This window comes from Mesorhizobium sp. WSM4816 (assembly GCF_055811535.1).
In genome coordinates this window covers 1-225 of sequence record NZ_JBVVQR010000099.1, presented here as the reverse complement: position 1 = coordinate 225, position 225 = coordinate 1, and the positions used below count along the sequence as shown (strand labels likewise).

General features: G+C 63.6%; 1 protein-coding gene. It reads right to left on the bottom strand.

What is annotated here, in order from left to right:
• On the bottom strand, positions 1-225 hold a 225-nt coding region (locus AC0L3H_RS32955), incomplete at both ends, for a hypothetical protein (protein WP_473588248.1).

Here is a 225-nt window from a genome sequence, read left to right as displayed (position 1 = left end):
ATTGGCCATCGCGCACCTTTTGTTCGGCAACGATGATGCCCGGCTGGGTTCCCAGTCGCGACACATAGGCCTGCCAGTGCTCCGCCGCGCGTGCTTCGGGGCTCACATCACGAACCTTGGAGATGTCGAATACCGGTCCGCCTGCCGAAAGCTGTCGGGCCGCTACGCGTGCCCGATCTATCCAGGTGTCGGGAGCCTCACCCTCGGCAACGATGCGATCCTCGA